At 48.6% G+C, this 25,599-nt stretch carries 19 protein-coding genes; 8 read left to right on the forward strand and 11 right to left on the reverse strand.

Translation table 11 applies throughout. From position 1 onward, the window contains the following. Positions 1–49: 49 nt before the first annotated feature. Complete coding sequence (locus tag ACJJI4_RS07100; protein WP_444905556.1) at positions 50–826, reverse strand: LytR/AlgR family response regulator transcription factor; 777 nt, start codon at positions 824–826, stop codon at positions 50–52. Positions 827–833: 7 nt separating this feature from the next. After that, positions 834–1,859 (reverse strand): sensor histidine kinase, encoded by a 1,026-nt coding sequence (locus ACJJI4_RS07105; RefSeq protein ID WP_444913522.1) that lies wholly within the window; start codon positions 1,857–1,859, stop codon positions 834–836. A gap of 394 nt (positions 1,860–2,253) precedes the next feature. Here ACJJI4_RS07105 and ACJJI4_RS07110 point away from each other — a divergent pair, with 394 nt between their 5' ends. After that, the gene (locus ACJJI4_RS07110) at positions 2,254–4,071 is read left to right on the forward strand and encodes a haloalkane dehalogenase (RefSeq protein ID WP_444913523.1); all 1,818 of its coding nucleotides are present in this window, start codon (positions 2,254–2,256) and stop codon (positions 4,069–4,071) included. Between the two features lie 350 nt (positions 4,072–4,421). Next, positions 4,422–6,191: a DUF885 domain-containing protein gene (locus ACJJI4_RS07115; RefSeq protein WP_444927559.1), complete on the forward strand. Its 1,770-nt coding sequence runs from the start codon at positions 4,422–4,424 to the stop codon at positions 6,189–6,191. A 291-nt stretch (positions 6,192–6,482) separates the two neighbouring features. On the opposite strand, the gene ACJJI4_RS07120 is transcribed toward ACJJI4_RS07115, so the two are convergent. Then, positions 6,483–7,634, reverse strand: coding sequence for an IS30 family transposase (locus ACJJI4_RS07120; RefSeq protein WP_444927560.1), 1,152 nt, complete (start codon positions 7,632–7,634; stop codon positions 6,483–6,485). Positions 7,635–8,167: 533 nt separating this feature from the next. Between ACJJI4_RS07120 and ACJJI4_RS07125 the strand changes: the two genes are divergently transcribed. Beyond that, positions 8,168–9,937 (forward strand): DUF885 domain-containing protein, encoded by a 1,770-nt coding sequence (locus ACJJI4_RS07125; protein ID WP_444927561.1) that lies wholly within the window; start codon positions 8,168–8,170, stop codon positions 9,935–9,937. A gap of 581 nt (positions 9,938–10,518) precedes the next feature. Here ACJJI4_RS07125 and ACJJI4_RS07130 read toward each other — a convergent pair. The 6 genes from ACJJI4_RS07130 to ACJJI4_RS07155 all read right to left on the reverse strand — a co-directional run bounded on the left by ACJJI4_RS07130 (position 10,519) and on the right by ACJJI4_RS07155 (position 18,279). Continuing rightward, on the reverse strand, positions 10,519–11,682 hold the full coding sequence (locus tag ACJJI4_RS07130; protein WP_444927562.1) for an acyl-CoA dehydrogenase family protein: 1,164 nt from the start codon (positions 11,680–11,682) through the stop codon (positions 10,519–10,521). 11 nt (positions 11,683–11,693) lie between these two features. Further along, positions 11,694–13,718, reverse strand: a complete 2,025-nt coding sequence (locus ACJJI4_RS07135) for an acetyl/propionyl/methylcrotonyl-CoA carboxylase subunit alpha (RefSeq protein ID WP_444927563.1) — start codon at positions 13,716–13,718, stop codon at positions 11,694–11,696. Beyond that, on the reverse strand, positions 13,718–14,521 hold the full coding sequence (locus ACJJI4_RS07140) for an enoyl-CoA hydratase/isomerase family protein (RefSeq protein WP_444927564.1): 804 nt from the start codon (positions 14,519–14,521) through the stop codon (positions 13,718–13,720). The genes ACJJI4_RS07135 and ACJJI4_RS07140 overlap by 1 nt, the downstream gene beginning before the upstream one ends. 9 nt (positions 14,522–14,530) lie before the next feature. After that, a complete protein-coding gene (locus ACJJI4_RS07145; RefSeq protein WP_444897603.1) occupies positions 14,531–15,697 on the reverse strand; it encodes an acyl-CoA dehydrogenase family protein in 1,167 nt (388 codons plus the stop codon). Between the two features lie 81 nt (positions 15,698–15,778). Beyond that, on the reverse strand, positions 15,779–17,386 hold the full coding sequence (locus tag ACJJI4_RS07150; protein WP_444927565.1) for an acyl-CoA carboxylase subunit beta: 1,608 nt from the start codon (positions 17,384–17,386) through the stop codon (positions 15,779–15,781). Then, positions 17,386–18,279: an SDR family oxidoreductase gene (locus ACJJI4_RS07155; RefSeq protein ID WP_444897601.1), complete on the reverse strand. Its 894-nt coding sequence runs from the start codon at positions 18,277–18,279 to the stop codon at positions 17,386–17,388. The genes ACJJI4_RS07150 and ACJJI4_RS07155 overlap by 1 nt, the downstream gene beginning before the upstream one ends. A 202-nt stretch (positions 18,280–18,481) precedes the next feature. Between ACJJI4_RS07155 and ACJJI4_RS07160 the strand changes: the two genes are divergently transcribed. Together ACJJI4_RS07160 and ACJJI4_RS07165 are read left to right on the forward strand one after the other, a co-directional pair. Continuing rightward, positions 18,482–19,126 carry a TetR/AcrR family transcriptional regulator gene (locus ACJJI4_RS07160; protein WP_444897600.1) on the forward strand — a complete coding sequence of 215 codons (645 nt, stop codon included), beginning with the start codon at positions 18,482–18,484 and terminating at the stop codon, positions 19,124–19,126. A gap of 183 nt (positions 19,127–19,309) precedes the next feature. Next, positions 19,310–21,853, forward strand: a complete 2,544-nt coding sequence (locus ACJJI4_RS07165; protein ID WP_444927566.1) for a mevalonate kinase — start codon at positions 19,310–19,312, stop codon at positions 21,851–21,853. On the opposite strand, the gene yciH is transcribed toward ACJJI4_RS07165, so the two are convergent. Further along, positions 21,850–22,173: a stress response translation initiation inhibitor YciH gene (gene yciH, locus ACJJI4_RS07170; protein WP_413665479.1), complete on the reverse strand. Its 324-nt coding sequence runs from the start codon at positions 22,171–22,173 to the stop codon at positions 21,850–21,852. The genes ACJJI4_RS07165 and yciH overlap by 4 nt on opposite strands. A 166-nt stretch (positions 22,174–22,339) precedes the next feature. Here yciH and ACJJI4_RS07175 point away from each other — a divergent pair, with 166 nt between their 5' ends. Beyond that, complete coding sequence (locus ACJJI4_RS07175; protein WP_413665480.1) at positions 22,340–23,173, forward strand: ion transporter; 834 nt, start codon at positions 22,340–22,342, stop codon at positions 23,171–23,173. Between the two features lie 63 nt (positions 23,174–23,236). On the opposite strand, the gene ACJJI4_RS07180 is transcribed toward ACJJI4_RS07175, so the two are convergent. Next, on the reverse strand, positions 23,237–23,701 hold the full coding sequence (locus ACJJI4_RS07180; protein WP_282933171.1) for a PaaI family thioesterase: 465 nt from the start codon (positions 23,699–23,701) through the stop codon (positions 23,237–23,239). A 110-nt stretch (positions 23,702–23,811) separates the two neighbouring features. Between ACJJI4_RS07180 and ACJJI4_RS07185 the strand changes: the two genes are divergently transcribed. Together ACJJI4_RS07185 and ACJJI4_RS07190 are read left to right on the forward strand one after the other, a co-directional pair. Beyond that, entirely contained in the window at positions 23,812–24,954 is a 1,143-nt protein-coding gene (locus ACJJI4_RS07185; RefSeq protein ID WP_413665481.1) for a serine hydrolase domain-containing protein, read from the forward strand. Continuing rightward, positions 24,954–25,181, forward strand: a complete 228-nt coding sequence (locus ACJJI4_RS07190) for a SlyX family protein (RefSeq protein WP_282933169.1) — start codon at positions 24,954–24,956, stop codon at positions 25,179–25,181. The genes ACJJI4_RS07185 and ACJJI4_RS07190 overlap by 1 nt, the downstream gene beginning before the upstream one ends. Positions 25,182–25,599 lie beyond the last annotated feature (418 nt).

The following is a 25,599-nucleotide window of genomic DNA, read 5'->3' on the forward strand; positions in this document are numbered from 1 at the left end:
CTCGGAGTAATTTCATAGCAGTATTTGTGGGATTACTTAGAGCCATCTATTACCCAATTAGAGAGCTAGCTGAGACTTTAATACTCTCCTTTAAGATGGAAAGAAAACTGCGAGATACTGGGATAAGTGTATCTGTTCCGGAAAGTCGGACAAAATGGCGTCGTGACTGTAACTTTAATTCAAGGATTCTATGGCTGTTAATGATGTAGCTTCGATGTAATCGGTAAAAAGTTTCCTTAGGTAGCTGCTCACTGAAACTGTCAAGTGTCATATCTGAAATAATGGTATTTGTATTGTGGGATTTAACTCCTGTCTCGGTAAGGTGGATGCGACGATAACGACCGATACTGTCGATATAGTTAATTTGGTCATATTCAAATATCTTCATTTGATTGTAATCACTCAAAACCAATCGGTTTCCGCTTGTCGAAGACGTCTGTTGCCCTAAGGCATACATCTCTTGCCGTAATATCTTGCGAATGCTTTTCTTTATTAATTCTGGATGAGCAGGCTTTGTCAAATAGTCGATTGCATTTGTGTCGAACGCACGCAGGGCATAGTGCTGATAGGCTGTTAGAAAGACAAGTTGATAGTTTATATGTTGAGTTGCATTGGCCACATCAAAGCCATTCACCTCTGGCATTTCAATATCAAGGAAAACGATATCAGGGCTTTTGGTTACGATCTGCTTTATTGCTGACTTTCCATCAGTTACTTGCGCCACAACTTTCAATTCATCGAAGGTGTTAATTACTTCTATTAGATTGGATCTTGCTGCAGGTTCATCATCGACAATAATTACTTTTTTAGTATTCATTTTCGCCATTTTCAATCTACGGGGTTATGGATGAATTTACTTGTGGGAAGCGAATTTTCAAACTTGCTCCTTCACCGCTTGAATTTAACTTGAGGGCGTGGTTGTCACTGAAGTTGACTCTTAATGTTTGAGTTAGAATACGTAATCCTTCACCATAGGTAATGTTCTTGTCATCAAAGCATGCCCCTGTATCCTGAACTTCCACTTCTATGTAGCTATTATTTAGTTCGACATTTACACTCACATGACCACTTTTAGCGTAGGGTGCAATACCGTACTTTATGGCATTTTCCACAGCTGGCATTAGTAGTAATGACGGTATATTCATTCCATTCAAATTTTGTGGGCAGTCAATATCAAAGGTGAATCGATCCTCAAAGCGCTTTTGCTGCAGCAAGAGGTATAACTCGATTAATCTTAGTTCTTCCTCAATAGTTATCCATTGGGTTTTGGTTAAGTTGATTGTGTCGCGCAATAAATCGGAAAGGCTGTAAATGAGCTCTTTAGCTTTTGATGGGTGCTGAATGACTTCTGATGCAATCAAATTTAGGGTGTTAAATAGAAAGTGAGGATTAGATTGCATTTTAAGTATTTGTAGCTCTGCCTGTTGTGCATGAAGCTGCGAGCGATAGAAGAAACTTTGCTGTTGAAATATATATATGGCAAAAATATAAACTGTGGATTCAAGTAGTATTATCGCCAATGGTAATATTTTAATATCAGGTACTTTAAAAGTTAATGGGGGTTCTACGATCGGTGCAATGCTTATAAATAGAAAAATGACTACAATTGGTCTAAGTAAGTAGGTATGTTTTTCTTTTAATAATCGTAGAGGGCTGTTGGGAAGATTTTCAATAAAAATGAAAAGAAGGTGACAAAAAATAAATGTTCCCCATATTTTAGCTGTAGCCAACAGGAAGAGGTGGGGAGTTAGTGACTCAAGTGAATAAAGTGTAGCAGAGACGATAAAGATATTCACCCATGGCCAAATTAGAAGAAATATCCATGCTTGGATCTTATTTATTTTGCGAAATTCAAACAAGGTTCCTTGCCTATATTGCATTCAATATCGATTTTATATATCAGAATATCAACAGTGAATGATATAGGTAATCTTATATGAAAGAAACTTGCCATTTGCTCCATTGAGCTTGAAATATGCACCGTTCATACAAAACATTCTCGATTGCAAGCAGATTTTTAAGTATCTAAGCATAAGTTTATGTATCTCTGGTTTTTAAATTGGCGGAAGTTAGTCATGTGCTTTTTTATAGAGTTTTCCCTGTTTAATTAATGGTAAAACTTCCAACAGTTCTGGTCGTGCGGAGATTTTCACCATCCGCACAATTCTGTTATAGGTGGATGATCTGATGGTGATATGAATATCCTCTCCAGTTAAAGGAATTTATATTTAATGTAAAAGGAAGGTTTATATTATGAATTATTCTTTTGTCTCTATATCTATAACTCCCCAATATATCTCTCTATTCCGGTGCCTGTTCGGTATCTGCTTTTTGGGTTCCCTATTGGTTGCTTGTGACTCGGATGACTCTGAAGATGTCTCAGGGACAGAGATTCCCTTAGTTACAGGTCCAAATAGCGATGCTTGTAAATTGTCTGAAAGTGAAATATATGCAACCGCTACGGGTTTGGAATATATTGTTACTCCCGATGCCTGTTTTGACTCCCTTTCAGGATATGAATTTGAGCCAAGTTACGTAGAAATTGACGGCTTAAATATGCATTACGTGGATGTTGGGCCTGATAATGGCGAAGTTATATTGTTACTACATGGCCAACCCAGCTGGTCCTATTTATACCGAAAAATGATCCCGATCCTTGCTGATGCCGGTTACCGAGTGATTGCACCAGATAATATTGGAATGGGAAGGTCAGACAAGCCGATCGACGTCACAGTTCATCAATATGAACAACATGTTGCTTGGACTAAGGCGTTTATTGATAAGTTAAATTTAACTGATATTAATCTATTTGTACAAGATTGGGGAAGTGTTATTGGTCTTCGTATTGCAGGTGATATGCCACAAGTTATCGGAAGGCTAGTTGTCGCGAATGGTGACCTTCCGGTGATTCCATTGGGGGGAAATCCTTATATATACCCGACTTTTGAGATTGATGAATCACTGGGTGATGCAGAAACATTCTTTACTTCAAAATCGACTGACAGGGTGGAGGGATTCCAACAATGGATTAACTATGCTTCTAGTGTACCGGAATTAATTGCTGGAGATGTGGTACAAACATTGACTATTAACCTGCTAAGTGATGAGGAAGTACTTGCGTATAACGCCCCCTACCCAAATATTGAGTATAAAGCGGCAATACGAGCATTTCCTGCGATGATGGTAGGCATTGAAATGCAGAATTTTTCTGCCTGGAAAACACTTGGAGCTTTTCATAACCCATTTATGTTTAATGCCGGTGAGTATGATATCAACTTGGGGAGTATTGAAACGCAACAGAAGTGGGTGGAGCATGTACCAGGTTCGGATGATGGTGATCATAGGCGCTTTGCTGCAGGCCACTTTATTCAAGACGATGTAGGCGAGGAATTGGCCATACACTTTTTAGATTTCTTGCGAAATACTACGGTTGAGGAACCATTGCAAGCTGGCGGTCCACTCTTTAATTTTCGCTATTGTGAGATATTACTGTCTTATCTAGACGGAGCTGAGGAGTCAACAGAGATTTGGGGTACCCCGGGTGTTAATTTTTGTCCCCAAAGTCAGTGGGATGCTATCAACTTCAACGATATAGAAATTGAGTATGGTGCGCTTTTTGCAATCCCTAATGGGCCGCGTTTTTTTGTGGTGGATGAAATTTTAGGTGGCGATATTGTCTCACCCAGTCCGGATGATGAATACCGTTTTTTTGGTGACTTAGAAATGCGCTTATTGACTACCATGAATTATAGTTCAGATCTCGGAGAGAGTGTTTCCTATATTCCTGGACAAGTACTAAGGAATAATACTTGGTTGTTTTATGAAGGTCGCCGTGTTTATGAGCTAACTGATATCAATGGGCAGGTGTATATTATGCAATCATTTAGTCGTATTGAGGTCTCTGATCTTCAGTTTGACGATTTAAAAGACCTGGGAAGTCGCCTCAATCTGCCAGAAGGCTGGACATTTAGAAGTCGCATTCTAAGTGAGCCATTAGAAGTCTCCGCCATCAATGGTATTGCTGAGGTTGTACAAGACGACTTAGGTAATAGCTACCAGTTAGTGCCGTAATATAAATGAAGTAACATTCATCGGTGTTATAAGGAATTACTGTTCTTTAAGAAGCCCATTTTTATTAAAGTGGGCTTCTTATGCATCGCCATACCCTTCAAGTGCATAGGTTAATGGAGGCTTAGGTGGTCTCTATGTCAAGTTGCTAGCGCTTGTTACTTGTGACTCTGCCAATTAAACGAGTTTCACGCTCTATCCCTGGGATTTATCTATAAATATCCTCGCTTCGCCGATATTCCGCATTTGAGGTGTTGAAACTCATTTTGTTACAGTGCCTACTATAAAATAGGAAATTGAAGTTTTCTTTATAGAAACCTTTTTAATGAGTTTTATGTTGCGGTCTTATAAGAATGATTAATGTAAAAAGAGCGGGTTTAGGTGTATTGGTAGTTTCATCGGTCCTAATGGGGTGCTCAGTTACTGATAACCAAACTGATGTGGCCGGTAGGGAAGCTATTGACAACTCGGCGCTACTCCATGATCTAGCGGATCAATATGCTGAAGCTTATTTAGAAAACTTCCAGCCGTACGCTTACTTCTCAGATATGGAGCTGGACAGGCACAACCTTTTTTTAAGTAACTCCCCCAGTAACGCTGCCTCTCTAGCGGCATCTGAGGACAGAATACTCAATAAATTGGCAGAGATAGATCTTAATGGTCTAAAAAGTGATCAAGAGAAGGTATTCTACTTCAAACTAAAAGAGCGATTAGAGTCCAATGTTGGCCTAAGGGTGTGTAAGACTGAACTCTGGTCTGTTGATCATATGTTTGGGCCTCATATCATTCTTGGCTTTTTGACCGAGGTTCAGCCGGTTGAAACAGCCCAAGAAAAGGCAGATGCGATTGAACGTTGGCTTGACGCGGCTCGTTACTATGAGCAAGAAATAGCCAATCTCCACCGGGGGTTAGAGCAAGGTTACTCCGCACCTCAGAGTGTGGTTAAGCGAGTCATTCAGCAAGTTGATGGCTTGACCCAAGTACCTATCGATGAGCACCCGTTCTTGGGGTTAGCGAAGAAAGCTGGGGACCCTGAGTTTGAAGCTGCATTTAAACAGGTGCTTTCAGATTACGTTATCCCCTCAATGGAGAATTACAAGAATTTTCTAGAGTCTGCCTATTTACCTGAAGCCAGAGCGGAGCTTGGTATCCATGCGATTCCTAATGGCCGTAAATGTTATATGGCTCAGTATCGTTCTTATACGACTTTGCAGAGAACACCTGAAGAAGTTTTTGAGTTGGGTTTAAGGGCTGTCAACTCAAACAAGAGCGAAGTGGTTCGCTTAGGCAAGGAGTTCTATCAAGTAGATTCCTATTCTGAGGCAGTGGCAAGGGCCAGTGAGGATAAAACTCAGAAATTTAATAGCGCTGATGAAATGCATCAGTTTTATGAGCGCCTGGTAGATAAGTCTAGAGATTTAACCGTTGACTTCTTCCATGAAATGCCTTTGATCGAAATGGAAGTAAAAGCTATCCCTGAGCATGAACAGGGATCAGGTCGCAGCGCACACTATATTCCGGGCACCAAGGAGCGCAAGGCGAGATTTGGATATGATCCGACAACTTACAAGGATGAGTCTTACGCTTCTGCAGAGAAGGTTACTATCCACGAAGGGTACCCGGGCCATCATATGCAAATTGCTCTCGTACAAGAGCAAGAAAAGTTTCACAAAATAGAAGATGCTTTGTCTAACTCTGCTTTTGCTGAAGGTTGGGGTAGGTACTCTGAACATCTAGCGGAGGAAGCGGGAATGTATCAGTATGGGTCAACCAAGATCCTAAGGAGAGCATGGCCTGCGCGAGGTATGGTAGCGGACACCGCAATGCATGTACTCGGTTGGAGTGATGAAAAGGTTGCGGAGTTTTTGCAGGATTCTGGCGCTTCATTTGCAAAAGGCCCGAGGACTCTGATGGACCGAATGGCGGTTATGCCTGCGCAGCTTACCTCTTATGATTCTGGTGCCCTCGAGATTTTCGCCTTGCGAGAACTGATGCAAAATGAACTTGGTGAAGACTTCGATATTAAGGACTTCCATGAAATCATTCTGAGAAATGGCAATGTTCCTATGGCCGTACTAAGTGAGCAGGTAAGGGATTTCATTCAGGACAAGAAGCAAGGGTAGCTGCGTTTAAGTCTGATCTCGGGCTCGTGTTATTGCGAGCCTGAGCTACATAGCTGGGTTCCCGAATTGAGCTATTCTCTGTCGAGATTTTGAAAATAAGGTCTTCAAACGATGGCATAGTTTCCATGTCTGAATATCTATTGAGTAGTCACTACGACGACACCACTCGTAAGAGCTATTCTTATTTACCTGCATTACTCGACAAAGCACCCTAACAGGGAAGCTGCTCTGTTGCTCTTCAATGAAGCTGTACTTTATTTCATTTCTCTCGCAAATAAGGCACTTGTAGGTTCAACCTGTCAAGGCAACACCCTTTTTAATAACCTGCTTTGGTGTCGCACAGTTCAGTGTTTTTCTTGGCCTGCTATTAAGCTCGTTAGCAACTTGATTGAGTTTCCTCTGAGTATGCTGTGCCAAGCATGTCTTTTTTCGAAAGTACTGACGGATTAAGCTGTTGGTATTTTCATTCGTTCCCCTTTGCCAAGGGCTCTGAGGATCGCAGAAGAAGACAGGAACACCTGTCTTTTCCGTAAATTCAGCGTGCTTCGCCAGCTCCATTCCTCGGTCCCATGTCAGTGATTGGCGAAGCTCTTTTGGCAGTTTTTTAAACCTAGCAACAAGCGCCTGGTTCACAGAAGTCGCATCTTTCCCTTTCAATTTAAGAATGATCGTATACCTCGATTTTCGATCCACAAGCGTGGCGATATGAGTGTTGTTTAAACCTGACACTAAGTCACCCTCCCAATGACCTAAAACACATCGTTCTTGTATCTCCTGAAGACGCTCCCTTATCGATGTACCGTTGACGATGTTGATAGTACCGCGCTTGCCTTTACGTGAATGTTGTTTGCTGTGATGAAGACTGTGAGATCGACGCAAATGCTTTACTAGCTTATGATGAAGTGCTGAACGCTCACGGAAGTACAGTGTTTTATAGATAGTCTCTGCTGATATCTGTATTGATTCATCAGCCTGATGTGTCTTCCATAACCAACCCGATATCTGCTCTGGAGACCACTTCAACTCTAATTTTTCCAAAACAAGCTTCTTTAGCCCCGGGGTTTGCTCAAGCAAATACGGCTTGGGGCGCCTTGCCATCCGTTTTGCACGGTTGTTTGCATCTACAGCTTTATAGTATCGTCGCCCCCGATTTCTCTGAATCTCACGCGAGATTGTGGATGGATTCCGATTCAAGGAGCGAGCGATTGCTCGAATACTTTGTTTTGCAGAAAGACCTGCACGTATTTCCTCGCGTTCGGCTAATGTGAGGTGTTGAGGAGATGGCTTTCTGGGTATTGGTTTAATTCCGCCAGTATCTCTCAAAACAGTAAAAATGGTTCCTGGCTTAGAATCTATGGCATTGGCAATTTCACTAAAGCCAATGCCCTTTTTCCAAGCGTTGAAAATCCACTCTTTTTCTTCTGCTGTAAATATGCGCTTCATTCAATGATCCCCCGATAGGCCATATTCCTACAGGGGCGTTGCACTGATCAATTGAATCTACACTGGCCTTTTTAGGATCTCCTTCTCCATCCGTAACTGCTTGATTTCGCGTCGTAGCCGATTCAATTCTGCACGCTCGCCGGCATCAAGACTTTTTCCGCACTGAGCTCTCTTATCCAGCGTCACAAGTTGTTGGCAGTGGCTTCAACGGCCTCTGCGGCCTTAGAAGTCGAAAATCCTTATTCAGAGACTAGGGTTACGGCGTCTCTCTTGAACTCCGGCTTGAGCCGTTTGTTGCCATACTTCACCTCGCTTGGTAGTTTTACCATCTTAACGAAGTGCCCATAAGTAATAGATCACTACAAATTATTTACCGTAGTTCTGAGTTTTATCTACTAATGTCTTCGTTTCGCCGATACTTTGTAATTGATATATTGAAACTCAATCCATTCCAGTGCTTATTGTAGAGTAGAGAATTGAGTTCTTCTTCATTAAAACTACTTTAGTTAGTTTTATATTGTGGGATGATCAGAATGATTAATATAAAAAAAGTGGGTTTGGGTATATTGGCTGTCTCATCGGTCCTGATGGGATGCTCTGTTACGGATAACAAAACAAGCATGACGGGCAAAGAGGCCGTGGACGATTCCGAGGTGCTGCATCATTTAGCAGATCAATATGCTGAAGTTTATTTAGAGAACTCCCAGCCATACGCTTACTTCTTTGATATCGAGCTGGACAGACATAACCTTTTCTTAAGTAACTCCCCGAACAGCTCTGTCGCTCAAGCTTCGTCTGAAGACAAAATACTTAGTAAGCTCGAAGAAATAGACCTAAGCGAACTAAAAAGTGATCACGAGAAGGTATTCTACTTCAAATTAAAAGAAAGACTTGAATCGAATGTGGGTTTAAGGATCTGTAAAACTGAACTTTGGTCTATTGATCATATGTTTGGCGCCCATAACATACTTGGGTTTTTGGTCGAAGCTCAGCCTGTCGAATCTACCCAAGACAAGGCCGATGCGATTGAGCGCTGGCTTGATGCGGCTCGTTACTATGAACAGGAAATAGATAATCTGAGCCGTGGGCTAGAACAAGGTTATTCTGCACCTCAGAGTGTGGTTAAGCGAGTACTTCAGCAAATTGACGGCTTGATCCAAGTACCTATTGAAGAGCACCCGTTCTTGGGGTTAGCGAAGAAAGCTGAGGACCCTGAGTTCGAGGCTGCATTTAAGCAGGTGCTCTCAGATCACATTATCCCTTCTATGACCAATTACAGGAACTTTTTAGAATCTACCTATTTGCCAGAAGCTAGAGCTGAGCTAGGTATTCATGCGATTCCAAATGGTCGTGAATGCTATATGGCTCAGTATCGTTCTTATACAACGTTACAAAGGACACCAGAAGAGGTTTTTGAGCTGGGTTTAAGCGCTGTAAATGCTAATAAGAGCGAAGTGATTCACTTAGGTGAGGAGTTATACCAAGTAAGTTCATTTGACGAGGCAGTGGCAAATGCCAGCGAGGATAAAACTCAGAAATTTAACAGCGCTGCTGAAATGCATCAATTTTATGAGCGCTTGGTAGATAAGTCTAGAGACTTAACTGTAGACTTTTTCCATGAAATGCCTTTGATTGAAATGGAAGTAAAGGGTATTCCTGAGCATGAGCAGGGCTCAGGTCGTGGTGCACACTATATTCCAGGCGGTAAAGGGCGAAAGGCAAGGTTTGAATACGACCCTACAACCTACAAGGATGAGTCATACGCTTCAGCTGAGAAAATCACGATTCATGAGGGATATCCGGGCCATCATATGCAGATTGCTCTGGTACAGGGGCAAGAGAAGTTCCACAAAATAGAAGATGCCTTATCTAACGCTGCTTTTTCCGAAGGTTGGGGTAGATACTCTGAACATCTAGCCGAAGAAGCGGGAATGTATCAGTACGGAGCTACCAAGATTTTACGACGTGCATGGCCTGCGCGAGGTATGGTAGCGGACACCGCAATGCATGTACTCGGTTGGAGTGATGAGAAAGTAGCACAGTTTTTACAAGATTCTGGTGCTTCATATGCTAAAGACCCCAGAACGTTAATGGATCGAATGGCAGTTATTCCTGCTCAACTTGCCTCCTATGATTCTGGTGCCCTTGAGATTTTCGCCTTACGAGAACTGATGCAAAATGAACTGGGGGAGGACTTCGATATAAAGGACTTCCATGAGATTATTCTAAGAAATGGCAACGTCCCGATGGCCGTACTAAACGAGCAGGTAAGAGAGTTTATTAAGAATAGGAAACAGGGGTAATTACGTTTATTTTGATCTTGGGCTCGTATTATTACGAGCCTGTAATTTATGGCTGGTTTTCAATTCATTTCTAAGTGAGTGATAACATCTCTAAAAGGGGAAATGGAACATGCTATGTTTAATTTTTTTACTATAGTGGTTTTTTCCTTCCCAGTTACGATTTTAATCAGTCACCTAAAGTTATCTGATCTGATTAAGTACCAATTTGAGAGGCACCATGAGAAATGGCTTAGGGATGGAAGTCCGATGGCTTTGTTTTTCAAGCCGAGGGGCTCTTCCTTTTATGCCTTTCAGGTTGTATGTAACAAGTTGGCTCGAAGGGAGAGGCCGGATTGGATCTTTGGTGATCCTTATGCAGAATTACTATATGGAAAAATGAATTTTTGGGATGAATTTTCTAAATATCACACAATTCTTTTCGCTATCTCTATATTTTCATTCCTTTGGTAGTTATTGAGATGGTTATAAAGTGGGTAGTTAATCGTTCTCTTAAGAATTTGCTGTTGCCTGAGTCAAAGTAACTACCCCAAATAAAGCTTCGTAACTATTAATATGGTGTTTTCAGGGGGGCCTTACACTTACTAAATCCCCATTTGCCTGGACGCCAGATCCCGCATAATTTCTTCAGATCCGCCACCAATCGCATTCACCCGCACTTCACGATATATACGCTCAACACGGCTGCCACGCATATAGCCTGCGCCACCCAACACCTGCATAGCCTCCCGAGCGCAGAACTCAAGGGTTTCTGTGGCTTGGACTTTGAGTAGTGCGATATCCGCTACTTTGAGCTGATGTTGTTGCTCTGCCCAGGCACAGAGGTCCAGATAGGCTTGGGTGGCATTGATACGTTGAAGCATCTGGGCAAATTTGTGTCGAATCACCTGGTGATTGGCGAGAGGCTTTCCGAAAGTCTGGCGCTCCTGGGCCCACTCAATGGCGTCCTGCAAACAGACCCGGCTGAACTCTACACAAGAGGCGGCAATGCCCAGGCGCTCGCGATTGAAGTTGTGCACTATGGGCAAGAAACCTTGGTTCTCACCGCCAATTAGATTATTCGCGGGGACGCGCACCTGATCAAAAAAGATACTGGCCGTATCAGAGCACCACCAGCCCTGCTTTTTATCGAGTAGCTGCCGGCTAACGCCTTCGGCATCCGCCGGGATTAAGAGCAGGGAGATACCGCCGAAGCCTTCCTCGCCAGTGCGCACGGCAGTAGTAAACCAGTTAGCGCGCATACCGCCGGTGATATAGGTCTTTTCGCCGGTAACGATATAGTCATCCCCATCACGCTCTGCGCGGCACTGGAGATTGGCTACATCGGAGCCTGCGCCTGGCTCGGTAACAGCCAGGGAAATATGCTTTTCGCCACGTAATACCGAGGGAATAACCTGATCTTTTAGGGCCTCACTGCCATAGTGCAGTAATGGGGGCAGGGCAATGCCGTGAACCATTAGGCTGGCGTAGAGGCCACCAGCGCCGGGGCGGGCTAACTCCTCTGCGGCAACAATCATATGGAAGACATCGGTTTCGATGCCGCCGTAGTTTTCCGGATAACTCATCTGCAGAAGGCCGACTTCTGCGGCTTTTTTCCAAAGCTCGGCGGGTAGCTGGCCGTCTTCGTCCCATTCAGTAATGTAGGGAGTAATCTCACGTTCGACAAAGCGGCGCAACTGGGTGCGCCATTCCTGATGGCCTTCGTCATAAAAGGGGCTTGCCATACGGGAGGCATCAATATCGTACATGCTGATCTCCTTTAGGAGGTGGCGTCGCTGGGGATTTTGGCGGTTTCCGTGGGAGCGGCTTCGATCTGAACTAACAGCTGGCCACCGCGTACCTGGTCTCCTTCACAGGCGCCCAGTTTAATTACGGTACCGTCACGGTCTGCGCGCAGGGCGTGCTCCATTTTCATGGCTTCCATTAAGGCGATAGTGTCTCCCCGCTGAACTCTTTGATTGGGCTCAACCAATACCTGCACTAGGCAACCGTCCATAGGGGCCGTGATGCGGCCACTGCCTTCGTTAAGGCTCGATTTGGCGGGGGCGTGGGTGATATCGACAAAATGAAATTGCCTGCCGTCTAACAGGAGATGCAGATTGCTTTGGTTGGCTAGGAACAGTCTCTTTTGGCTAACGCCATCCAGCAGAAGTTCAGCGCTATAAACTCCAGTTTCTTTTTGTGATTTCTCAAAATGGACCCACTGAATCAGGAACTGCTGGTCGCCTACTGAGATTTGATAAGAATTATCTACTAACGCCAGCAGCTCACAGTTTAGGGTTTGTCCTGCAATTTCCAGTCGGTAGTTGATCGGCACGCTGTTGTCGCCACTGCGCCAGTCACTGCGGCCGCTACGCTGATCCTGAGGGTTGGCTTGGTGCAAGTGATTAAGTAATGTGGCTTGGGCTGCAATTACTGCTGGAACTAGTTCTGCGGATGTCAGCGTGCTGTTTTGGTCGAGGAAACTGGTATCGGCATCGCCAGCGATAAACTGTGATTCGGCCAGGATCTTCTGCAGGAAATGGATATTGTTTTTGGGGCCGATAAATTCCAGCCGGGTCAGGGCTTGGGTTAGCTTGCGCCGAGCTTCTTCTCGATCCTGCCCCCAGGCAATCAATTTGCCGAGCATGGGGTCGTAAAATGGCGTAATTTCACAACCATTTTTCAAAGCGTGGTCGATACGGATTCCCTGTCCCTTTGGCGCTACCCAGTGGAGTACTTTTCCGGCCTGGGGCAGGAATTGTTGTTCCGGGTCTTCGGCATACAGGCGGACTTCAATGGCGTGCCCCTGCTGGGTGACTCTCTGCTGGGAAACGCATAGGGCTTCGCCGCGTGCTACTGCCAGTTGCCAAGCTACCAGGTCAAAACCGGTTACCATTTCTGTTACCGGGTGCTCTACTTGCAACCGGGTGTTCATTTCCAGGAAATAGAATTCGCCGTTGGGGCAGAGTAGAAACTCTACGGTGCCCGCGCCTAGATAACCGCAGGCTCGCGCGGCGTCGACAGCGGCTTGCCCCATTCTTTCTCGCAGCTGGGTGTCGACCGCTGGGGAAGGGCACTCTTCGACCACTTTTTGATGGCGTCGTTGTACGGAGCAATCCCGCTCCCCCAGGTGAATACAGTTGCCATGACGATCCGCAAATACCTGGATTTCGATATGGCGAGCGTTGACCAGTGCCTTTTCCAGAATTAACTCGTCGCTGCCGAATGCACTCATGGATTCACTGCGGGCAGCGCGCAACTGGGAGGCCAGCTCGTTGTTTTCGTGAGCCAGGCGCATGCCGCGCCCACCACCGCCTGCGGCGGCTTTGATCATTAACGGGAATCCAATGCGCCTCGCCTCGGCGATCAGGGTGTCGTCGTCTTGGGCACCCTGGAAGCCGGGAATACAGGGTACGCCGGCAGCGGCAACAAACTCCTTGGCTTTGCGTTTGTTGCCCATCAGTTCTATGACTTCGGCACTCGGGCCAACAAAACTCAGTCCATTCTCTTCGCAAGCGCTGGCAAATTCCGCATTCTCAGCGAGAAAGCCGTAGCCAGGGTGGACGGCAGTGGCTCCGGATTTTTTAGCTGCGGCGAGAATTTTTTGGATATCCAGATAGGACTCCGCCGAAGTCTGCCCGCCAATGGCTACGGCGATATCGGCAGTCTGTGCGTGAAGTGCATCGCAGTCCGCATCGCTGTAGACGGCGACTGTGCGATAGCCTTCCGCCCGAGCAGTTCGCATAATTCGCAGTGCGATCTCGCCTCGATTGGCGATTAACAGGGTCTCTGTTGTCGACATCAGTGCTGCCACTCCGGTGATCGTTTTTCCAGAAATGCACGGGCGCCTTCGCGTCCTTCATGGCCTTGAATTGCACGGGAAAACTGCTGCGCAGCGCCGTCGAGCAGTTGGCCGAGGGCAGTCTCATCGCTCACCCGCGCTGCATCCAGCAAGATCTGCTTGGTCGTAGCCAGGGCGCCGGGAGCGCAGGCATTGATCGCGCCCAAGTGTTCCTGCAGCGCGCCTTCGAGGGCTTCGGAATTATCGAGCAACTGGTGGATTAACCCAATTTCCAAGGCCTGCTGCGCATTGACTTTCGCTCCGCTCAGGGCCAGGCGCCGGGCCTGGGAGAGACCGACCCGAGCCACGACAAAGGGAGCAATTTGTGCAGGCGGTAAACCCAGGCGGGTTTCCGGAAGGGCAAAGCGGCAACTGCGATCGGCGATAGCAATATCGGCACTGCAAGCGAGCCCGAAACCACCGCCCATTACGGCACCTTCCAGTACGGCAATGACTATTAAAGGGGTGCGATTAAATCGTTCCATCAGTTCACCGAAACGACGGTTTAGGTGAAAAAATACATCACTATTTCCATCGCTCGCGCCCTGCTGAGCATTGAGCATATCGGCAATATCGCCACCGGCGCAGAAGTTGTGTTCTGCACCCCGCAGTACCAACGCTCGCACCTGCGGATCTCCTTCCGCTTCTGCGAGTTTTTGTAGAAGCTCATCTACCATTTGCAAACTGATGGCGTTGCGCTGTTGCGGGCGATTTAGCGTGAGATGGCGGGCGATGCCGATGGTTTCATCAATAATTGTCTCCATGGCCTGACCTCACGCGGTGGGTTTGCGTTTGCTGGGCAGTATGCCCATCAGCTTACAGATAATACCGAGCATTACTTCATCTGCACCGCCGCCGATAGCGGTGAGACGGCTATCCCGGTAAGCGCGGTTGATTACAGTCTCCTCGATATAGCCCATGCCACCCCAGAACTGCAGGCACTGATCGGGAATAGAGCGGGACAGGCGACCAGCCTTGAGCTTGGCCATTGAAGCAAGGGTAGTGACATCTTCACCTGCCACATAAGCTTCCACCGCGCGCCAGGTTAGAGAGCGCAGGCATTCCACTTCGGTCTGCATTTCTGCGAGGGCAAAGTGGATAGTTTGATTGTCGATCAATGGTGCTTTAAAGGCATGGCGTTCGCGCACATAGTCGATGGTGCTGGTTACACAGTGCTCCAGGCCTTTTAAGTTCAGCGCGGCGCCGGCGAGGCGTTCTTCCTGGAACTGAAGCATCTGCAATAGGAATCCGGCACCTTCATCGCCGATACGGAAATGTTTGGGCACCCGTACATTGTCAAAAAAGATGGGAGCGGTTTCCGATGAGCGCATGCCTAATTTGTCGAGTTTTTCGCCGATGCGTACACCAGGCGTTTTCGCCGGAATAATGACCAGGGATTTGTTGCTATGGGCTTTGCCCTCACTGGTATTGACCAGGGTGCAGAAAAAATCGGCGCAAGGGGCGTTGGTGATCCACATCTTGCTGCCGTTAATCACATAGTCGTCGCCATCGCTCTTGGCGGTGGTCTTAATCGAAGCAACATCGGAACCGGCGCCGGGTTCGGAAACGGCAATTGCACCGATCATCTCGCCACTCACAGCGGGAATCAGGAACTGCTCTTTCAAATCCTGGCTGCCAAAATTAGCCAGAGCCGGGGTGCACATGGAGGTTTGCACTGAAATTGAAAGGGGTACACCGCCACAGTGAGCGCTGCCCAGCTCTTCCAGGAAAACGGTTTCGTAACTGAAATCGAGACCCAGACCACCGAAGTCCGTGGACTTGCTGATGCCCAGCAGGCCCAGGCTGGCCAGTTGCTGGAAAATTTCGTGGATAGGAAAGCGGCCGGCCTTTTCCCATTCCGCCACATTGGGATTGATTTCCTGCTGTACAAAGTTTTGTACAGTGCGCTGCAGTTCCCGGTGTTGATCGCTAAATATCATTATTGTTTTCCCTGCCTTGAAGTGTGAACCCGGTGATTGTGTTAATGGGCAACCGCACTTCCTTGTTGCCCCGGTTTTTCGTTAGAACCTAGCTACGCCAAAGGTATTTTTATTGAGTTTTCTCTGCTCGGCCTCATTGCAAATTTCTAGCAACATGCCTAAAAGTTTGCGTGTATCGCGGGGATCGATAATGCCGTCATCCCAGAGGCGTGCACTGCAGGCGAGAGCATCGGAATTGCCATGCATAAATGCGCTGGTGTCATTTTCCAATTTGTCCAATACAGTCTCATCCACATTGCCACTGCGTTGCATTTTTTGCTCGGTGACGATGCGCATTACCTTGCCGGCCTGGGCTGCGCCCATAACTGCGGTGCGGGAATTGGGCCAGGCAAAAATAAAGCGGGGATCGAATCCGCGACCGCACATGGCGTAGTTGCCGGCCCCATAGGAACCGCCTACGACAATACTGAGTTTTGGTACGCTGGCATTGGCCACGGCCTGAATCATTTTGGCGCCGTGCTTGATGATGCCATTGCGCTCCACCTCGGTACCCACCATAAAGCCGGTGGTGTTATGTAAAAACAGCAGTGGCGTGCCACTCTGTCCGCACAACTGAATAAACTGCGCGGCCTTGTTGGCCCCCTTGGGGGTGATCGGGCCGTTATTCCCAATAATTCCCACAGGGAAGCCTTCGATACGAATATGGCCACATACGGTTTGTCGATCGAATTCCGGCTTGAAATCCAGCATGGCAGAGCCGTCGGCGACACGAGCGAGAATTTCGCGCACGTCGTAGGGCTTTTTACTGTCTGCTGGAATCAGGCCGAGCAGGTCGTCGATAGGATGCAATGGGTCTCGGTAGTCTTTTTGTACTGAGCTTTTAATGGGTGAGGGTAGGGTGGCAATAATTTCCCTTGCTATGCGGATACCATCGGCGTCGTTCTCAGCTAAGTAATCGCCACTGCCGGATTCGGTACAGTGCATTTCCGCTCCACCGAGGCTTTCCGCATCGGCAATTTCACCGGTGGCTGCTTTCAGTAGCGGCGGCCCAGCCAGATACATGCCGGTTTGCCCGCGCACCATGACCACATAATCTGACAGGCCTGGCTGGTAAGCACCGCCGGCAGTAGCGCCGCCATGTACCACAGTTACTTGCGGAATACCGGCAGCGGACATTCGCGCCTGGTTAGCAAACCCCCGCCCGCCGGGAGCGAAAGTGTCGCTGGCATACATCAAGTTGGCACCACCACTTTGTGCCAGGGCGACAATCGGCAAATGATTCTCCAGAGCGATCCTCTGCATTCGCAGGGCTTTATCCATCCCGGCTGGTGAGATGGTGCCACCTTTTACGGCATAGTTATCCACCCGAACCATGCAACGGTGTCCGCTGACCTGGCCAATGCCGCAAATGGCTCCGCCACCCGCACCGGTACCATCCTGGTCGTCAAAAAGTTTATAGCCAGCAAGGGAGCACAACTCAACAAAAGGTGCGCCGGGGTCGAGCAATAAATTAAGGCGCTCCCTTGGCAGCAGCCAGCCCCTGTCACGATAGCGCGCAGCCTTACTTTTCTCTGCCTGTACCGGACGTTGCTCAGCTTCACGAAAATGGTTGATCTGTTCCAGCATGGCAGCTTGGTTGTCATTGAACTCTGCCGAGCGGTTGTCGAGCTGGGAATCAATCGGCTGCATTAGAGCTTGCCCTCCGCTTCCAATTCTTCCACTACCTGCGGCCGGCGTTTGCGATGGAATCCGTTGAAGCGCTTAGAGTTACGGGCCGCCTGTGGCTGCCAAAGGGGAGAGTGATGTTTGAGACTCGAGCCACCATCGATACGCAGCGTTTGTCCGGTGATATAGCTGGCGGCATCGGAAAGCAGGAAGCACACGGCCCCACTAATTTCCGCTTCCTCTCCCAATCGATAGAGGGGAATACTGTCTCGGAAGCCCGGTAATAGCTCGCGCAGGAATTTGGGGTCGTAAGTATCAAAGCCGCTGGAGAGAATATAGCCTGGCGCTACAGCATTAACTCGAACCCCAAAAGGTGCCCACTCTAATGCGGAGGTTTCGGTAATATTTTCCATGCCTGCTCGAGCGGCACCGGAATGGCCCATCATTGGCATACCGCCGGCGTTATCTGCGGTGATATTTACGATACTGCCGCCGTGCTGTTTCATAGATTGAACAAAAACTTCTCGGGACATTAAAAAGCCACCGAGCAGGTTACTGCGTACAACAGCATCGAACCCTTTTGTGTTGATCTGCTCAAGGGGTGAGGGGAACTGGCCACCGGCATTGTTCACTAATCCGTGAATTTGGCCCCGGGCCTGGACTATTTGCCCCACTGTCTCCTGCACCCCTTCTTCATCGCGGATGTCCAGGCTGAATAAGCTGCACTCGCCAGCATCGTTGTGGATCTCGCCGGCAACCCTTTCCAGCTTGTCCAGTTTGCGCCCGATCAATACTACATGGGCGCCGAGGCTGGCCAGTTCGTGGGCAATGCAGCGTCCAATACCGCTTCCGCCACCGGTGACGATATAGGTTTGCTCGCTAAAGCTGCCGGAGCGCAGCTGGCTTTGATAGCGCATGAAAGTTTCCTTTTTTACGGCCTTACGGCTTATTCAGTTTTTATTGTTCTTGTCGGCGCTTGCGCCTGCGTGTGGGAAAACGCAGAATAGCTTAACGCTACCAAGCAAGCGCTTGGTATTCAATACTTGGCGCCTATTTGATTAAAAATTCTCAGGGCCGTTAAGATGTTTGACTCAAATTGATCAATACGGGGAGTGGTTCGTGATTGAAAGTGGGCAGGATTTAGTGAGAGTTCCCGAAGAGTTATCGCCGCAGCAGCTGGTAGGTGCTTTGGTGGCAGAGGGAGTGCTAACAGATCCTGAATCTGCCCGTGGACGTTTGCTGAATGCTGCAGCGCGGTTGTTTGAGCAAAAAGGGTTTGCCCGGACAACAGTGCGGGATCTCGCTGCTGAAGTGGGTATTTTGTCTGGCAGTATTTTTCATCATTTCTCCAGTAAGGAGCAGATTCTCTGTGAAGTAATGCGGGAGGTGACGATATTTGCCGGTGCGCGAATGCGAACCGCGGCGGAACAGAGTCGAACACCGCAAGAGAGGCTTCAGGCCTGTATTCAGTGTGAATTAGAGGCTATTCATGGGTTGGCAGTACCGGGTTTTTCTATCCTGGTAGTGGAATGGAGAAGCCTATCCGAAGAAAGTCAGCAGGAGGTTTTGCGCCTAAGGGAGGAGTATGAGCAGATATGGCTGGACGCTATTGAGGCCGCCGAATGTCCCGGTGGTGATCCCGCACTGGTAAGGCGTTTGCTGGTCGGTGCCTTGAGTCACACATACAGTTGGTATAAGCCGAGAGATAAGGGGTTGTCTATTCCAGATCTGGCGGCGCGTGTTCTAGCGATATTCACTCCCTGATTTCTTTCTAAATTGGCAAAGCGTGCCAGAAAAACTGTGAACTTTGCCTTCTTTCCTGCCATTTTTGTTTTTGAACTGGCTTGGTGAGAACTGGTGCGCAACTGATTTTCTCTGAATCTTTTACTCTCCGCGCAAGATGTAATAAATGTGACAATTTGCGTCACTTGGTGACAGGAGAGGGAGATGGCGGGCCAGGATTTGTACCAGGTGGTTTCCACGGGAAGGACGCTTCACGCCAAAGAACCGGGTCCGGTTATCCGGGATGTGGCGAAGTTGTTCTCTATCTCGGAGCCCCAGGCGCGCAGGCTGCTACTAAAAGGCTGGGTAATTAAAGATCGGTTGGTTTCTGACCAGGCGCTGGAGTTTCGCACCAGTCTGCAGAAAATTGGCCTGCGAGTGGAGGTTTGTCCGGCGGGACGATTTGATAACCGCGAGCTGATTGCAAAGATAAAAGTCGCCCAGCGGCGCAAGGCCCAGGTCAATGCTGCATCGGTGGATGCGCCGGATAAGTCGCGCGCTGGTACTGACCCTTTTGTTCCTGTTAGCCAGAAAACTCTCGAAGCAAACGAGCCCCAGAAAGTCGTTTCATCCACTCCTGCCGCAGGCAATCCAGTAATAAAGCCGGAAGGCTCCCAGGATTCGGTTGAGTGGTATTTATCTGATGCAGGCCGATTACAGGCTGACAGTGTCACGAGTCAGGGCAAGGCAGTTTGGGGAGTGGTCAAAGCAGTAATCGTGCCTTCAATATTCTGGTTGGTACTGTTCGCTTGTGTTTTCTCCAGTGGATATGCCCTATGGCAAATCCCTATGGCTGTTTGGCAGGGAGAACTTACTTGGGTGGGGGTGTCGCTGAGTATTTTAACCGTACTTCTCGCCCTGCTTGTTGGTCTGCTGTTTGTCTGGCCATTTTTCTGCTTATCCTCCCGTTTGCGAGAATCATCGGAGCCCCGTCAGCTGTTGCCCTCTGAAGGTAAGGAGGCCTTGAAGTTAATTAATTCATTGGTCGATAAGTTAGGGCTGCCAAAGATCAGCCAGGTCTTTGTAAGTGCAGACTCCCATATTCTTTCCCTGCCGGGATTTCTCCAGGTTTTTAGGCAGAATTTACCACTTACGGTAGGGCTTGCCAGCGTCGCCTCATTGAACGGAAAGGAGGTCCTGGCACTCGTGGGCCGGGGGCTCGCCTTTTATCGCGGCCGTTTGCTCGGCGCACTTGGTTGGTTGACTTACGGCACCGTGCAGCGATTGGAACTGATGCAGTGGGCTTTTGAAAATGAGCGCAGTGTTGTTAGCCCGGATAATGCTCCGGGAGCATTGGCCGCGCCATTTCACCGTATGCTAGTGACAGGTGGATATATTTTGCTCCCTATCTTGCAGCGCCTGGAGGCACTGCATTGCCGCTTAACCGCAGGCAGTGCCGTAATGCTACAGGAGAGGGCTGACGGTGTTGCGGCGCAGATAATGGGTAGTGATGCGTTGGCAGACTTCGCTAGGAAGTGGCATCGGTTAGTGCACGCAGATCTCTTAGTGACAGAAATTAATCGCGAAGCCCAGGCGCTGGGACGCAGTTGTGCAAATATTCCCGATGCCGTTCGCTGGATGCAGGAGAACCTGGATGTTGATACCTGCGATGTGGTTGAGGCTGCTATGACGCAGGCCAGGGACCCCTGGGATATTCAGCAGGCGATCGACAGTGAATGTGTAACGGTGTTGATTGAGCGGGAATTTGTGGGGCAGGTTAGATCTGCGATACCCCTGCAATCCATGTTTGTGGACTTTGCCGGGCTGGCAACCGCTGTGACCTCTGAAGTTGCTGGCAAAGACTGTGAGATGGTCGAAAACCGACTTTTACTGAGTTCAAGTAAGGAGTCAGAGGAGTCTGCTGAGGTACTGGACGAGTATTTCAATCGCCTGGCACCCTTGGCCCTGATGCCTCTGCGCAGGCCATCCTCTGCGGAAATGCAGGCGCTGGATCTGCAGGGCACTATCGATTGGCTGCGCAGTAAACTGGTGGAGTTGCGTGATTTGCGTGGACGCCGTGAGGACTTGCAGATCAGGGTTTTTACAATGCAGCTGGGAGCGGCGCTGATACGCGGCAAAATCCCTTTTACCGCTGAAGACTTTTGCTTGAAGGGGGCCAGCCTTGCAGGAGCTCAAGAGCAGATCGCTGTTAAGCGCGCTGAACTGGAGGAGTCACACAAGCAATTACAGCAGATCTATGGTGTTTTCTATCAGCGCCTGTGTCTATCCCTGGTAACTATGCCCACGGATCAGCGTCAAACAGCCAGGAATCAGCTGCGCCATTTGGCCGCCTACGATAGCTTGGCACCGCATCTGGATCGGCTCGCCGGTTATAGCCACTCGCTGGCAATATTTGCCCAGCACCTATCACCAGAGTTGAATGAAAGGGAACTGCTGCAAAAATATACGGCGCTGTCTTTGCGAGAGATAGATGCCATAGTAGCGGCAGTGGAGAGTTCGGCTCTATTAAGAGAGCAAGGGGTGGCGGTGGCAATAAATTTGAAAGCTCAGGGGGAGCCTTTCAGGCAGCTGCCACAAGGGAGACAGGAAGTGCTGGATTCTCTGCAGGTTATGGAATCGCGTTGCAAACACATTCGCGCTGCGATTCTGGAGCACTATCATATCCAGCTAGCCGCCTTGCTGAGTCAGTGTTTGGAGCGGGAAAAGCAGTTGCAGTTAAAGCCACTGCGACTGCTTAAAGCCGGCTAACCGCCGGCCAGTTTTACCGTGTGGTTGCGAGATTCCAGGAATATTTTGATCTCAGTACGCTTGTCACCCTGAATCTCAATCACCCCATCTTTGAGGGCGCCACCGCAGCCACAGCGCTTCTTGAGCTCTGCCAGGAGCAGCTTGAGTTCGCTGTCAGTGCCTGGCAGCCCGCGCACGCAAGTCACCCCTTTTCCTTTGCGGCCCTTGGTTTCCCTTTGGATTCGAACTATGCCATCTCCATCACGGCGCTTCTCTGTCCTGGATTCCTCTTTAATTCGACCGAGGTCAGTTGAATAGACGAGACGATTCTCCTTAGCCATGGCTGGGAATACTCCGTTGGTATTTGCTGAAAATGTCGGGAATTGTGCCCGAGGTGCGCAGGATGTTAAAGCCGCTGTAAACGAAGTTGAAAATGGGGCGACCCCTGGGGCTTGAGAGGTTAGAATTTTGCCGCAATATGAAACAGCAGCGTAGTTGAGGTGATAGATGGCGTTGACGGGACGTCGCAAACTGCTCAATGAGGTAATTTTCGGAACCGAGACCCGGGCAGGGCGGAATTTTGATGTTTTTTTGATCTGGGCGATCCTGATCAGCGTGGGTTTGGTGCTCCTGACCTCCATAGGTACGGTGCGCGACCGCTATGAGCACTTACTCATCGGCCTGGAATGGGTATTTACTGGCCTCTTCACCATTGAATATATCGCCCGGATATATTGCACGGTGAATCGCCGCAAATATATTTTCAGTTTCTATGGGATTGTGGATCTGCTCGCAATTCTCCCCAGTTACTTGGCGCTTCTCTATACCGGCGCCACTTATCTTTTGGTGATTCGCCTGTTGCGGGTGCTGCGGATCTTCCGAATCCTGAAGTTGGTTCGCTACTTACGTGATGCCAACGTCTTGTTGCGAGCCCTCGGGCTGGCCCGGCGCAAAATCCTGGTCTTTTACTCCAGTGTTTTGGTTATGTGCATTATTTTTGGTTCCCTGATGTTTGTGGTGGAGGGGCCAGGCCACGGATTTACCAGTATTCCCACGAGTGTTTATTGGGCCATTGTGACCATCACAACCGTTGGTTATGGCGATATCTCTCCGCAAACGCCATTGGGGCAGGGCATTGCTGCAATGACCATGCTGATTGGTTACTCAATTATTGCAGTGCCTACCGGCATTCTAACGGCGGAATTGGCTGGAGAAATGCATCGGGAGCGAGTGCAACAGCGCTGTGATAACTGCAGCCGTAGTGCCCATGACCCAGATGCGGAATACTGCAAATTCTGTGGCCATCGCCTGGAGGATATGGAAGAGAGCGAAGCGCTGTAAGTTATTCGCACTTTGTCACTGCCGGCCAACACAGGGCCGGCAGCCATTTATCAGCTTATGGTTTTACCATTCATCAGGGACGCGGACTGCTATGACTTCTGCCTTGGCGCAGAGGCGTCCATTGCTGGTGAGATTGCAGTGCAGAACAGTTTTCTTGGAGGAGCGCTGAACAATAGTGGCTTCGAGAATGACCGGTTTATCGATGGCAGCCGGTGCCAGATAGCTAATATCCAGTTTGCCGGTGGCATACCAGATCTTGTCACCAGTGCCGACAGCTCGTCCGGCTTGTAGGTAACCATCGGCGATGGCTGTGCATACGGTATGGCAGTCGATAACCGTAGCGATAATTCCACCGTTTAAATATTGAGCAGGTCCAGCATTGTGATGGGAGCTGGGAAGGAACTCGCAGCGGGTTTGATCCTTCTCGGTCCAGTAGCTTTTAATACGCAGGCCCTGGTCATTGTCTGGGCCACAGCCGAAGCAATGATTGCCCTGGATCTGATCTTGAATTGCGCTTTCCTGAGTCATATTTATCCCTCGCTATGAGCGCGCAATACTACCGATTTGCGCCGCAGAGTGGAAGAAACTACCCTTGCGGGCTTGCAACAGAGTTATCCGAATTATCTGGACGTAAATACATGGACATATACGGCTTTTGTGCCCCTGGTTTAGAGGCTCTTTACGATGCTTTTGCCAGAAATTTTCGCGAGTGCGGTGATACAGGAGCGGCCTTTGCCGTGCGCCAGCATGGAGAATTAATCTGTTCCTTATGGGCGGGAAGTGCGGATCGGGGTGCAGAGAGGCCATTTACTGAAGACACATTGGCCAATGTCTTCTCATCTTCCAAAGGCGTTCTTGCAGTTTTGGCGATGCAGCAAGTTGCCGCAGGCAAACTGGATTTGGATCGCCCGGTAGCGGATTACTGGCCTGAATTTGCCCCAGGCAAAGAAACTGTCACCGCACGCCAATTGCTGTGCCACCGCAGCGGACTTGTCGCTTTCCGTGAGCGGGTAAAAGACAGTTTGATTTACGATTGGCAGGCCGCTTGCGACCAGGTGGCTGGCAGCGAGCCTTGGTGGAAGCCCGGAAGTGCACAGGGTTACGCCCCATTTTTATACGGCTGGAGCTTGGGTGGATTAATTGAAAGGGTTGCCGAAAAACCCTTGTTGGAACTTTATCGGGAATTGCTAGCCAAACCCCTCAATCTTGATGGGGGCTTTGGGGCAAATGGACATCGTTCGCAGAGAATTGCCGATGTCAGCCCGCTGAAACAACCCTTACCAGAGCTTCGGGAAAATGCCATTGGCCGCGCCATAAAAGAAGACCGCAAAGGGCCTGTTGCGATGGCATTTAGCAACCCGGTGAGCTTGATGATGGGTACCAATAGCTCCGAGTGGCGCGGTGCTTTAATTCCTGCAGCCAATGGCCACTTCAGTGCGAGAGACCTGGCAGCGGTTTACGGTGAACTCACCTGTGACGAGCCGACTATTTTGCCCAAGCGGTTGATAGATGAAGCGGCAAAGGAGCAGAGTCATGGCCACGATAAAGTGTTGCAGGCTGAGGTGAGTTTTGGTTGTGGCTTTATTCGCAGCAGTTCCGCGGCGGACTTGCGCTTTGGGGGTAGCCAGGGCTTTGGCCATCCGGGAGCGGGTGGTAGTGTCGGCTTTGCTGATCCGGAAAGAGGGCTGGGCTTCGGATACGTGACAACTCGTTTGGGGCAGAGCTTATTTATGGATCGTCGAGCGGTCGGTCTGGTAGATGTTCTTTACGGGTTGTTGTGATGACTGAAGAAATAAAGGCTCTGGTAGAGCGGGTCGATGAATTGGAGAGCCGTTTGGCTTTCCAGGAAGACACTATAAGCCAATTAAATGATGTGATTACTCGTCAGGATACGGATATTCGCACTCTACTCGCACATATGCGCGAGTTGGGCGAAAAGTATCGGACGATTGCTTTTGAGATGCAGGGGGCCGGCAAGCCGCTGGATGAAAAACCTCCGCATTACTAATTCAGTGGTTACAAAAGGGTTTTTATAGAAGTCCACAGGGGCTGGCATGAAATTTTTTTTGTTACTAAATGACAGACATAGAGGTATTCACTGCCTCTTGGGAGCGACTTTAAAAGCAAAAGCGTCTAAAAAAATTGCCTCAGTGGAGCGTGAGGCTATTGACAAACTTTTCCACATACGCAGTTGGTAAAATTTGCCCTCAAACAAGAAGATATCCACCGCTATTGGACGTCAAGGCAGATTTCTAACTTGTTGTTTTTAAAAGGAAAACTGAAGAGTTTAAAAAATGTGCAAAACGCTGTAGGCGAGAGTTTACGCCAGCTGGCGCCATGGATAGCTTATTAGTGCACAGTTTTATCCACAGATTTTGTGGAAGACTGGGAAGCTGATCACTTCTTGCTCGCTACTTTGTCCGTCA

The sequence above is a fragment of the Microbulbifer maximicatervae (SeqCode) genome, assembly GCF_052467305.1.

Bases quoted from the DNA above. Each gene is read 5' to 3' on its own strand.
- ACJJI4_RS07100 (WP_444905556.1), bottom strand. From the start codon at position 826: ATGGCGAAAATGAATACTAAAAAAGTAATTATTGTCGATGATGAACCT.
- ACJJI4_RS07110 (WP_444913523.1), top strand. From the start codon at position 2,254: ATGAATTATTCTTTTGTCTCTATATCTATAACTCCCCAATATATCTCT.
- ACJJI4_RS07115 (WP_444927559.1), top strand. From the start codon at position 4,422: ATGATTAATGTAAAAAGAGCGGGTTTAGGTGTATTGGTAGTTTCATCG.
- ACJJI4_RS07120 (WP_444927560.1), bottom strand. From the start codon at position 7,634: ATGAAGCGCATATTTACAGCAGAAGAAAAAGAGTGGATTTTCAACGCT.
- ACJJI4_RS07125 (WP_444927561.1), top strand. From the start codon at position 8,168: ATGATTAATATAAAAAAAGTGGGTTTGGGTATATTGGCTGTCTCATCG.
- ACJJI4_RS07130 (WP_444927562.1), bottom strand. From the start codon at position 11,682: ATGTACGATATTGATGCCTCCCGTATGGCAAGCCCCTTTTATGACGAA.
- ACJJI4_RS07135 (WP_444927563.1), bottom strand. From the start codon at position 13,718: ATGTCGACAACAGAGACCCTGTTAATCGCCAATCGAGGCGAGATCGCA.
- ACJJI4_RS07140 (WP_444927564.1), bottom strand. From the start codon at position 14,521: ATGGAGACAATTATTGATGAAACCATCGGCATCGCCCGCCATCTCACG.
- ACJJI4_RS07145 (WP_444897603.1), bottom strand. From the start codon at position 15,697: ATGATATTTAGCGATCAACACCGGGAACTGCAGCGCACTGTACAAAAC.
- ACJJI4_RS07150 (WP_444927565.1), bottom strand. From the start codon at position 17,386: ATGCAGCCGATTGATTCCCAGCTCGACAACCGCTCGGCAGAGTTCAAT.
- ACJJI4_RS07155 (WP_444897601.1), bottom strand. From the start codon at position 18,279: ATGCGCTATCAAAGCCAGCTGCGCTCCGGCAGCTTTAGCGAGCAAACC.
- ACJJI4_RS07165 (WP_444927566.1), top strand. From the start codon at position 19,310: ATGGCGGGCCAGGATTTGTACCAGGTGGTTTCCACGGGAAGGACGCTT.
- yciH (WP_413665479.1), bottom strand. From the start codon at position 22,173: ATGGCTAAGGAGAATCGTCTCGTCTATTCAACTGACCTCGGTCGAATT.
- ACJJI4_RS07175 (WP_413665480.1), top strand. From the start codon at position 22,340: ATGGCGTTGACGGGACGTCGCAAACTGCTCAATGAGGTAATTTTCGGA.
- ACJJI4_RS07180 (WP_282933171.1), bottom strand. From the start codon at position 23,701: ATGACTCAGGAAAGCGCAATTCAAGATCAGATCCAGGGCAATCATTGC.
- ACJJI4_RS07185 (WP_413665481.1), top strand. From the start codon at position 23,812: ATGGACATATACGGCTTTTGTGCCCCTGGTTTAGAGGCTCTTTACGAT.
- ACJJI4_RS07190 (WP_282933169.1), top strand. From the start codon at position 24,954: ATGACTGAAGAAATAAAGGCTCTGGTAGAGCGGGTCGATGAATTGGAG.